This window comes from Vibrio proteolyticus NBRC 13287, from assembly GCF_000467125.1.
In the GTDB taxonomy this organism is placed as follows: Bacteria; Pseudomonadota; Gammaproteobacteria; order Enterobacterales; family Vibrionaceae; genus Vibrio; species Vibrio proteolyticus.
The window spans coordinates 1-9,876 of sequence record NZ_BATJ01000036.1 but is presented as its reverse complement, the minus strand read 5'-3'; the positions used below and the strand labels follow the sequence as shown (position 1 = coordinate 9,876).

General features: G+C 52.2%; 7 protein-coding genes and 3 tRNA genes. 9 read left to right on the top strand and 1 reads right to left on the bottom strand.

The window, feature by feature from the left end; all coding sequences use genetic code 11:
• Nucleotides 1–8 precede the first annotated feature (8 nt).
• Entirely contained in the window at nt 9–2,573 is a 2,565-nt protein-coding gene (gene mutS / locus VPR01S_RS21720) for a DNA mismatch repair protein MutS (RefSeq protein ID WP_021707507.1), read from the bottom strand.
• An 85-nt stretch (nt 2,574–2,658) separates the two neighbouring features.
• On the opposite strand from mutS, the gene pncC reads away from it, so the two are divergent.
• The 9 genes from pncC (at nt 2,659) to VPR01S_RS21675 (ending at nt 9,810) form a co-directional block, all read left to right on the top strand.
• The gene (pncC, locus tag VPR01S_RS21715; RefSeq protein ID WP_021707506.1) at nt 2,659–3,144 is read left to right on the top strand and encodes a nicotinamide-nucleotide amidase; all 486 of its coding nucleotides are present in this window, start codon (nt 2,659–2,661) and stop codon (nt 3,142–3,144) included.
• A gap of 180 nt (nt 3,145–3,324) precedes the next feature.
• Entirely contained in the window at nt 3,325–4,374 is a 1,050-nt protein-coding gene (recA, locus tag VPR01S_RS21710; RefSeq protein ID WP_021707505.1) for a recombinase RecA, read from the top strand.
• 63 nt (nt 4,375–4,437) lie between these two features.
• Nucleotides 4,438–4,902, top strand: a complete 465-nt coding sequence (gene recX / locus VPR01S_RS21705; RefSeq protein ID WP_021707504.1) for a recombination regulator RecX — start codon at nt 4,438–4,440, stop codon at nt 4,900–4,902.
• A 146-nt stretch (nt 4,903–5,048) separates the two neighbouring features.
• Nucleotides 5,049–7,631: an alanine--tRNA ligase gene (gene alaS / locus VPR01S_RS21700; RefSeq protein WP_021707503.1), complete on the top strand. Its 2,583-nt coding sequence runs from the start codon at nt 5,049–5,051 to the stop codon at nt 7,629–7,631.
• Between the two features lie 198 nt (nt 7,632–7,829).
• Nucleotides 7,830–9,017, top strand: coding sequence for an aspartate kinase (locus VPR01S_RS21695; protein WP_021707502.1), 1,188 nt, complete (start codon nt 7,830–7,832; stop codon nt 9,015–9,017).
• Between the two features lie 92 nt (nt 9,018–9,109).
• Nucleotides 9,110–9,307, top strand: a complete 198-nt coding sequence (csrA, locus tag VPR01S_RS21690; RefSeq protein WP_004415691.1) for a carbon storage regulator CsrA — start codon at nt 9,110–9,112, stop codon at nt 9,305–9,307.
• Between the two features lie 184 nt (nt 9,308–9,491).
• Nucleotides 9,492–9,584: transfer RNA gene (locus VPR01S_RS21685), tRNA-Ser, on the top strand.
• Between the two features lie 33 nt (nt 9,585–9,617).
• A tRNA-Arg gene (locus VPR01S_RS21680) sits at nt 9,618–9,694 on the top strand.
• 23 nt (nt 9,695–9,717) lie between these two features.
• Nucleotides 9,718–9,810 (top strand) — tRNA-Ser (locus VPR01S_RS21675).
• Nucleotides 9,811–9,876 lie beyond the last annotated feature (66 nt).

The following is a 9,876-nucleotide window of genomic DNA, read 5'->3' as shown; positions in this document are numbered from 1 at the left end:
GTGCCGTTTTAGAGCAGTTTTTTCAGTCGGTACAACTCTTCCAGTGCCTGACGAGGCGTAAGATCGTCGGGATCTATGTTCGCCAGAGCTTCTTCCACTTCGCTTGGCTCCGGGATCAAACTGAGTTGATTGGCGATATCAACGCCATTGCCTTTCGCCGGCGTGTCACCGAGGTGGCTGAGTTGCTCTAACTGATGCAGCTTAGTACGCGCATTTTTGATCACGCTTTTCGGTACACCCGCCAGACCGGCCACCGCCAGACCGTACGATTTACTGGCGGCCCCTTCCTGAACCGCGTGCATGAAGGCAATGCTGTCACCATGTTCGACCGCGTCTAAATGTACATTCGCCAGGTGCGGCAGTTGCGCCGGTAATTCGGTCAGTTCGAAGTAGTGCGTGGCAAACAGGGTCATAGCACCGATTTGTGTCGCCAGCCACTCCGCGCTGGCCCAGGCCAGTGACAGACCGTCGTAAGTACTGGTACCACGACCAATTTCATCCATCAAGACCAGGCTGTTCTGTGTCGCGTTGTGCAGGATATTGGCCGTTTCCGTCATCTCGACCATGAAAGTAGAGCGTCCGGAAGCCAGATCGTCCGAGGCGCCAATACGGGTGAAGATACGATCAATGGAACCGATTTGCGCCGCTTCCGCTGGCACATAGGAACCGATGTGTGCCATCAGAGCGATCAAGGCTGTCTGGCGCATGTACGTCGACTTACCGCCCATGTTCGGACCGGTAATGATCAGCATCTTGCGCTGTGGATGCAGTTCGATCGGGTTGGCGATAAACGGTTCGTCCATCACCTGTTCCACCACGGGGTGGCGACCAGCCTGAATATGGATGCCCGCTGCCTGCGTCAGGCTCGGGCGGCAGTAGTCGAGCGAGTCAGCACGTTCGGCCAGGTTTTGCAGGACATCCAACTGAGACAGAGCCGAGGCTAAGCTCTGCATCTGCTCAAGATGGGGCATCAGCAAGTCAAACAGCTCTTCCCACAGTTGTTTTTCCAGCGACAGCGCCTTGGATTTGGAGTTCAGCACTTTGTCTTCGTGTTCTTTGAGCTCCGGAATAATGTAACGTTCGGCGTTTTTCAGTGTCTGACGGCGAACGTAATGCGGCGGCACCAGATGACTTTGGCCACGGCTGACCTGAATAAAGAAACCATGCACGTTGTTGTAGCCGACTTTGAGGCTGTCGATGCCATGGCGTTCGCGCTCTTCCGCCTCCATCTGGTCGAGGAACTCGGTGGCACCGTCCGCCAGATTACGCCACTCGTCCAGCTCTGCATTGTAGCCTTCGGCAATCACGCCACCATCACGAATCACCACCGGTGGATTCTCTTTGATTGCGCGTTCCAGCAGACCGCACACTTCGTTCATCGGAGCGGTGAACTGGGCCAGTTTACCCAGATAGGGATGGCGGACGCTCTCGAGCAGTCCGCTCAGTTCCGGCAACTGCTGCATGGCATTTCGCAACCGGGCCATGTCGCGGGGACGGGCACTGCGCAGGGCCAATCGGGCAAGAATACGCTCGATATCGCCGATCTGTTTCAGAACCGGGTGCAGATCCGCAAACAGCGCCTGATCCCGCAGTTCTCCGATCGCATCCAGACGCTGATTAAGCGTATCAATGCAGCGCATCGGCTGATGCAGCCAGCGCTTGAGCATGCGGCTGCCCATTGGCGTCGCCGTACGATCCAGCACATCGGCTAAGGTGTTGTCCGTGCCACCGGACAGGTTTTGCGTGATTTCCAGATTACGCCGGGTAGCGGCATCCAGAATGACCGAATGATCCTGACGATCAAACGTCAGAGAGCGGATGTGTGGCAGTGCTGTGCGTTGTGTGTCTTTGACGTATTGGATCAGGCACCCAGCCGCACACAGGCCGAGTTTGGCGTGCTCCACACCAAAACCAATCAGATCCCGGGTGCCAAACTGCTGGTTGAGTTGTTGCTTGGCGGTATCGAGTTCAAACTCCCACACCGGACGACGACGGTTGCCGTTGCGGTTCGACATCAGGTGAACCGGTTCAAAGTCTTCCGGGAACAGCAGTTCACGAGGTGAGGTACGCTGCAATTCTGCCTGCATGGCTTCTTCGCTCTGCGGCTCGCTCAACTGGAAGCGACCTGAGGTAATATCCAGCGTGGCATAACCGAACTGGCCATCGTGATAGTAGATCGCCGCAATCAGGTTATCGACGCGCTCAGACAGCAGCGCTTCGTCGGTGACGGTGCCCGGAGTGACAATTCTGACCACTTTGCGCTCTACCGGGCCTTTACTGGTCGCCGGATCGCCGATTTGTTCACAGATGGCCACCGACTCGCCCAGTTGCACCAGTTTGGCCAGATACCCTTCCACGGCGTGAAAAGGTACGCCAGCCATCGGGATGGGTTCACCGGCGGAAGCGCCACGCTTGGTCAGAGAGATATCCAGCAGCTGTGAAGCGCGCTTGGCGTCGTCATAAAAAAGCTCGTAGAAATCTCCCATGCGGTAAAACAGCAATATCTCCGGATTCTCAGCTTTGAGCTTGAGGTATTGCTGCATCATTGGAGTGTGTTTTTGATCAGCTTTCACGGGTTACGTCTTTTGTTTATTTTCATAGCGGCTTAGGATACGTGAATCCTAATCGGGCGAAAAGGCACAAAGAGGTTTTTCAGTCATGGAATTACACATCTCACTCAGTCAGAAATTGGGCGCATTGCTGCGCGATAATCAGCACGTGATGACCACGGCTGAATCCTGCACGGGAGGAGGGGTTGCCAGCGCTGTGACCGATGTTGCGGGTAGCTCACAATGGTTTGATCGCGCGTTTGTCACCTACAGCAACGCGGCAAAAATGGAAATGCTGGGGGTCAGTGAGGCAACACTGGCGCAGCATGGCGCCGTCAGTGAGCCTGTGGTCAAAGAAATGGTGCTGGGGGCGCTCCAGCATTCTCATGCCACCATCGGGGTGGCGATCAGCGGTATTGCGGGTCCTGATGGCGGCAGTGAGGACAAACCTGTAGGAACGGTCTGTTTTGGTTTTGCCGATCAGCCGGGCTGGTTGCAGATTGAAACTTGTCATTTTGCAGGCGATCGTGCCACGGTGCGCGCCAAAGCGGTGACACATGCGCTGAACGTGATCTGCCAGCATCTTGAAAACTAACGCTGCGAAAGAGCGATCCGCTGGCTTTGGCCACGGAGCACGCGCAGCCGCACAACTTTTTTTCACACAGCTATGGACACTGTATGAATCAACAGTATAATAAACAACAATTCAACTCACCAATGTGAGTTCAACCAGATTCAGTTCGCCACCGTCTGGGTGTGCACAACGGAGAAAGTGATGGACGAGAACAAACAGAAAGCGCTGGCCGCCGCGTTAGGTCAGATTGAAAAACAATTCGGTAAAGGCTCAATCATGCGCCTGGGTGACAACCGTACGATGGATGTTGAAACCATCTCGACCGGTTCACTTTCTCTGGACATCGCTCTGGGTGCGGGTGGTCTGCCAATGGGCCGTATCGTTGAAGTTTACGGTCCTGAGTCGTCTGGTAAAACCACGCTGACTCTGGAACTGATCGCCGCTGCGCAACGTGAAGGAAAAACGTGTGCTTTTATCGATGCCGAGCACGCACTGGATCCGATTTACGCTAAGAAGCTGGGCGTAGACATTGATGCGCTGCTGGTGTCTCAGCCGGACACGGGTGAACAGGCACTGGAAATCTGTGACGCATTGGCACGTTCTGGTGCGATTGACGTGATGGTGGTGGACTCGGTTGCCGCACTGACACCAAAAGCGGAAATCGAAGGTGAGATGGGCGACAGTCACATGGGTCTGCAAGCACGTATGCTGTCTCAGGCAATGCGTAAGTTGACGGGTAACCTGAAACAGTCGAACTGTATGTGTATTTTCATCAACCAGATCCGAATGAAGATTGGTGTGATGTTTGGTAACCCGGAAACAACTACCGGTGGTAACGCGCTGAAATTCTACGCCTCTGTGCGTCTGGATATCCGTCGTACCGGCTCCATCAAAGAAGGCGATGAAGTGGTTGGTAACGAAACCCGCATCAAAGTGGTGAAGAACAAGATCGCGGCACCATTCAAACAAGCCGAAACACAGATTCTGTACGGTCAGGGTTTCAACCGTGAAGGTGAACTGGTTGATCTGGGTGTGAAACACAAACTGGTGGAAAAAGCTGGTGCATGGTACAGCTACAATGGCGAGAAAATCGGCCAGGGTAAAGCAAACGCGTGCAAGTTCCTGAGAGAGAACACCGAGGCGGCTAAAGCCATCGATGCGAAGTTGCGTGAGATGCTGCTGACGCCAGCGTTGGCGGAAGAGCCTCAGGCTGGCGCCGGTGAAATGCCGGAGCAGGAAGAAGAGTTTTAAGCACTTTCCAAATAGTCAAAGCCCTGCCTGTGCGGGGCTTTTGTTTATCTGAGCAAGCAAACTATGTATCAGAGAAATACACCACCGACCTTGTCGGTCAAAGAAGCCGCGGTGCAACTGCTGAGCCGTCGTGATCACGGTGAGTATGAGCTGTACCAGAAGCTGGCGGTCAAAGGTTACCCGAGTGAAGAGATCGAGGCGGCTATCCTTTTCTGTCTTGAGCACCAGTTTCTCGATGATCTGCGTTACGCCAAAAGCCAGATCCGTCAACACGTCTACAAAGGCCATGGTGAGCGCCGGATCCGTCAGGAACTGAAGCAAAAGCGGGTAGCCGATGCGGTGATCGACGAAGCGTTTGAGCACGAACCCCAAGACTGGTTTGAACTGGCCAGACAGACCGCAGAGAAAAAATTCAAAGGTATCGTTCCCCAGGATCAGAAAGAATACGCCAAACAAGTCCGTTTTCTGCAGTATCGCGGGTTCAGCTTTGAGCAAATCAGTTATGCCTTGACCGCGCAGCCGGATTAACGGTACCAATTCTCCCACCACATTTCCGCAACTTAGCGGGTTCATACCCGGCAATTGTAGCTTTTCTGCAAGAAAACTAGTCGAAGAGTTCGCCATGATCTACAATACGGCAAAATTTTCACTCGACTATTTTCAGGAAGAGCTGCATGTACATGAGCACTGATGAGGTTCGTAACGCGTTCCTCAAATTCTTTGAGAGCAAAGGACACCAAATCGTAGAAAGTTCATCGTTGGTTCCACACAACGACCCAACCCTGCTGTTTACAAACGCAGGGATGAACCAGTTTAAAGACTGCTTCCTGGGTCTGGAAAAGCGAGCCTACACTCGAGCGACTACGGCACAGCGCTGTGTACGTGCTGGTGGTAAACACAACGACCTGGAAAACGTTGGTTTTACTGCCCGCCACCATACTTTTTTTGAAATGTTGGGTAACTTCAGTTTTGGCGATTACTTCAAAGAAGACGCGATTGCGTTTGCCTGGGAGTTTCTGACTGAAGTACTGAAGCTGCCGCAAGAGCGTCTGCTGGTGACCGTGTACGAAACCGATGACGAAGCTTTTGATATCTGGAATAAGAAAATCGGTGTTCCTGCTGATCGCATCGTACGCATCGGTGATAAACCTGGTGGTAAAGCTTACGAGTCTGATAACTTCTGGCAGATGGGGGATACCGGTCCTTGTGGTCCATGTACTGAGATCTTCTACGATCACGGTGAGCACATCTGGGGTGGCCGTCCGGGTACACCGGAAGAAGATGGTGACCGTTTCATCGAGATCTGGAACAACGTATTCATGCAGTTCAACCGCCACGCTGATGGCACAATGGAACCGCTGCCAAAACCGTCGGTGGATACCGGTATGGGTATCGAGCGCATCTCTGCCATCATGCAAGGCGTTCACTCAAACTACGAAATCGACGTATTCCAGACACTGATCAAAGCGGCGGCTGAAGTCATTGGTTACCAAGACCTGTCGAACCAGTCTCTGCGCGTTATCGCAGACCACATCCGTTCATGCTCATTCCTGATCGTGGATGGCGTGATGCCTTCCAACGAAGGGCGTGGTTATGTGCTACGTCGTATCATTCGTCGTGCTGTCCGTCATGGAAACAAGCTCGGCGCGCAGGGCGCATTCTTCTACAAACTGGTCGGCGTACTTGCAGACATCATGGGCACTGCCGGTGAAGAACTGAAACGCCAGCAAGCGGTAGTCGAAAAAGTCCTGCGTATCGAAGAAGAAAACTTCGGTCGCACACTTGAGCGCGGCATGGCGATTCTAAATGAAGCGCTAGACGGCCTGGATGGCAAAGTGCTTGACGGCGAAATCGTATTCAAACTGTACGATACTTACGGCTTCCCAGCTGACTTAACCAACGACGTTGCGCGTGAACGTGAGTTCGCGATTGATGAAGAAGGTTTCGAGAAAGCCATGGAAGAGCAGCGCCAGCGTGCGCGTGAAGCGGGTCAATTCGGTACAGACTATAACGCAGCCATCAAAGTTGATACGCAGACTGAATTCTGTGGCTACGCGGGGACAAAAGGTTCTAGCTCAGTGGCTGCAATGTTCGTTGAAGGCAACGAAGTGGATTCTCTATCTGCGGGCGACAAAGCGATCATAGTGCTGGGTGAAACACCATTCTACGCCGAGTCTGGTGGTCAATGTGGTGATGCGGGTGAAATCCGCACTGAAGCCGGTGTATTCCGTGTAGAAGACACTCAAAAACTAGGCAACGCAATCGCCCACCACGGTGTTATGGCGGAAGGCGTTCTGGCCAAAGGCGATGAAGTCGCCACTATCGTTGACGCAGAGCGCCGCGCGGCTATCTCGCTAAACCACTCAGCAACGCACTTGTTGCACGCTGCGCTGCGTCAGGTTCTGGGTGAGCACGTAACGCAAAAAGGCTCTCTGGTGAAAGCAGAAAACCTACGTTTTGACTTTTCACACCTAGAGGCCGTAACGGCAGCAGAGCTGAAAGAAGTTGAGCGCCTGGTCAACGCGCAAATTCGTCGTAACCACATTATCGAAACCAACGTCATGGACATTGAGTCTGCGAAGAAGAAAGGCGCAATGGCGCTGTTTGGCGAGAAATACGATGACGAAGTACGCGTTCTGTCCATGGGGGATTTCTCGACAGAGCTTTGTGGTGGTATCCACGCAGCTAATACGGGCGATATTGGTTTGTTCAAGATCACATCTGAGAGCGGTATCGCGGCAGGTATCCGTCGTATTGAAGCGGTAACTGGTGAAGCGGCTCTGGATGCGATCGAAGCGCTACAAATGAAATCGGAAGAGAAGCTGTCTGAAGCGGCCGCCAAAGCGAAAGCGTTGGAAAAAGAAATTCAGCAATTGAAAGACAAACTGGCGTCACAAGCCAGTGCCAGTCTGACGGATCAGGTGAAAGACATCGCAGGTGTGAAAGTGTTGGTGGCGCAATTAGACGGCGCGGACAACAAAGCGCTGCGTGGCATGGTGGATGAGCTGAAAAACCAATTGGGTAGCGGCATCATCATGCTGGGCAACGTCGCAGGCGACAAAGTGGGCCTGATTGCCGGTGTCACCAAAGATCTGACTGGCAAAGTGAAAGCGGGTGAACTGGTCAACATGGTGGCGCAGCAAGTTGGCGGCAAAGGTGGTGGCCGTCCTGATATGGCTCAGGCCGGTGGTACGGATGCAGGAGCTTTGCCATCCGCGCTAGAGTCTGTAGACGCTTGGATTGCCGAGCGTCTGTAATCACATAAAAACCTACGCTCAATCAATAAATTTTGATTGGGCGTAATTTTTTTCTGACAACCAAGTGGTTTAATTGGTGAAAATTTCGTCACGCCAATTATGCTGCTTGGTTTTTGTTATAACAGACCGTCTGAATACCCAATTTATTGCGTATAAGGCGGTCCCAATGAGACGTATGTCTTGGGAAGGTGAAGACTGGTGAAAAAGCCCCTTATCGTGCAAAAGTTTGGCGGAACCTCAGTGGGTTCAATTGAAAGAATCCACACGGTCGCTGAACACATCATTAGAGCAAAGAATGATGGTAATCAAGTTGTCGTGGTGGTATCGGCAATGTCTGGTGAGACTAATCGTCTGATGGAACTGGCCAAACAGGTAGACAGTGTACCCACCGCACGCGAACTTGATGTTTTGCTCTCTGCCGGTGAGCAAGTGTCGATGGCACTGCTGGCGATGACGCTCAATAAATTGGGCTATGCCGCACGCTCTCTGACCGGAGCACAAGCGAACATTGTGACGGACAATCAACACAATGACGCAACGATTAAGCATATTGATACCGCTACCATTGATGACCTGCTGGCGCAGGAGCACATCGTAATTGTGGCTGGATTCCAGGGTATCAATGAAAATGGGGACATCACCACGTTAGGACGCGGTGGCTCAGACACCACAGCCGTGACACTGGCTGGCGCGCTGAAAGCCGATGAGTGTCAGATCTTTACCGATGTTGACGGTATATACACTTGCGATCCCCGTGTCGTGAAGCAGGCTCAGAAACTGGATGTGATCGACTTCCCATCGATGGAAGAGATGGCACGTAAAGGGGCGAAAGTCCTGCATCTGCCATCGGTGCAGTTTGCCTGGGCGAACAATGTGCCGTTGCGGGTGTTGTCGACGTTTGACGTCAATGCCGGCAGTCTGGTGAAAGGGGAAGTGTGCCCGAAAGCGGTCTGCGGTTTGGCTATCCAGCGTGATTTGGTCACCTTGGATGTTGAGGACGAACATTTGTCCGGCATGCTCACGCAGTGTCAGATGTTGGGGATTGCGGTATGGAATGTGATCGAGCATCCAGAACAGACAGCGATCGTCATAAAACAGGATGCGTGCGCTAAGTTGGGGCTGGTTTTCGGCGATAAAATCCGCAATAGTGAACCGGTTAGCTTACTGACGGCGGTCGGGTTGCAGGTTAGCAGTATGCTGGATAGCGCCTATCAGTTGTTGGCTGAGCAGGGGATCGATGTGTTGCAACATCACTGTGCCCAGCAGTCACTGATGCTGGCCCTGTTGCCAGAATGTGTCGACAAAGCGGCTAACATACTGCATGATGCGTATATTACCTCAAATGAAGCGATAGAGATCCAACAAAAACAAGTCTTTTTGGGTTGATTTCTCCTTCCAAGAGAGTTTACGAAAATATAACTTTTGTTGGATAATAGCTTCGTAGCAAGAAATATCAGAGATTACTCAAGGAGCAAAGAATGCTAATTTTGACTCGCCGTGTAGGCGAAACTCTAATGATTGGTGATGAAGTCACAGTAACAGTGCTGGGTGTGAAAGGTAACCAGGTACGCATCGGTGTAAACGCTCCGAAAGAAGTTTCTGTGCATCGCGAAGAAATCTACATGCGCATTCAAGCTGAAAAAGGTAATGGTAACGTTGCGTCTGGCAACTACTAATTACTCAGAGAGGCTGGCCGGTTGGCTGGCCTTTTTTGTCTCTGTAGATTGGAGATTTATAACGAAAAGTGTGAATAACCGCCGCTTTGATTAAATAGCCAACGGTTAAGCGACTTTTTCCTTTTTTTACCAAGAAAATGTTTGACTTATTTTTGGTAAATCGTAATATGTGCCTCCGCAAGACGGTGAGGTGGCCGAGAGGCTGAAGGCGCTCCCCTGCTAAGGGAGTATACGGTTTGTAGCCGTATCGAGGGTTCGAATCCCTCCCTCACCGCCATTCTTGCACTGCTTAATGATATTAAGCCACAGCGCGTCCGTAGCTCAGCTGGATAGAGTACCTGGCTACGAACCAGGCGGTCGGAGGTTCGAATCCTCCCGGACGCGCCATATTTCTTCTGGAATATGAAAGTGGTGAGGTGGCCGAGAGGCTGAAGGCGCTCCCCTGCTAAGGGAGTATACGGTTTGTAGCCGTATCGAGGGTTCGAATCCCTCCCTCACCGCCATTTATTGACGATTGAGTCAATTTTTTTGTTCCAAAAGAAGTTGATTGTGATATAGTTCACAACCTT

Excerpts from the sequence above, each read along its gene's own strand:
- pncC (WP_021707506.1), top strand. The coding sequence starts at position 2,659 with ATGGAATTACACATCTCACTCAGTCAGAAATTGGGCGCATTGCTGCGC.
- recA (WP_021707505.1), top strand. The coding sequence starts at position 3,325 with ATGGACGAGAACAAACAGAAAGCGCTGGCCGCCGCGTTAGGTCAGATT.
- recX (WP_021707504.1), top strand. The coding sequence starts at position 4,438 with ATGTATCAGAGAAATACACCACCGACCTTGTCGGTCAAAGAAGCCGCG.
- alaS (WP_021707503.1), top strand. The coding sequence starts at position 5,049 with ATGTACATGAGCACTGATGAGGTTCGTAACGCGTTCCTCAAATTCTTT.
- csrA (WP_004415691.1), top strand. The coding sequence starts at position 9,110 with ATGCTAATTTTGACTCGCCGTGTAGGCGAAACTCTAATGATTGGTGAT.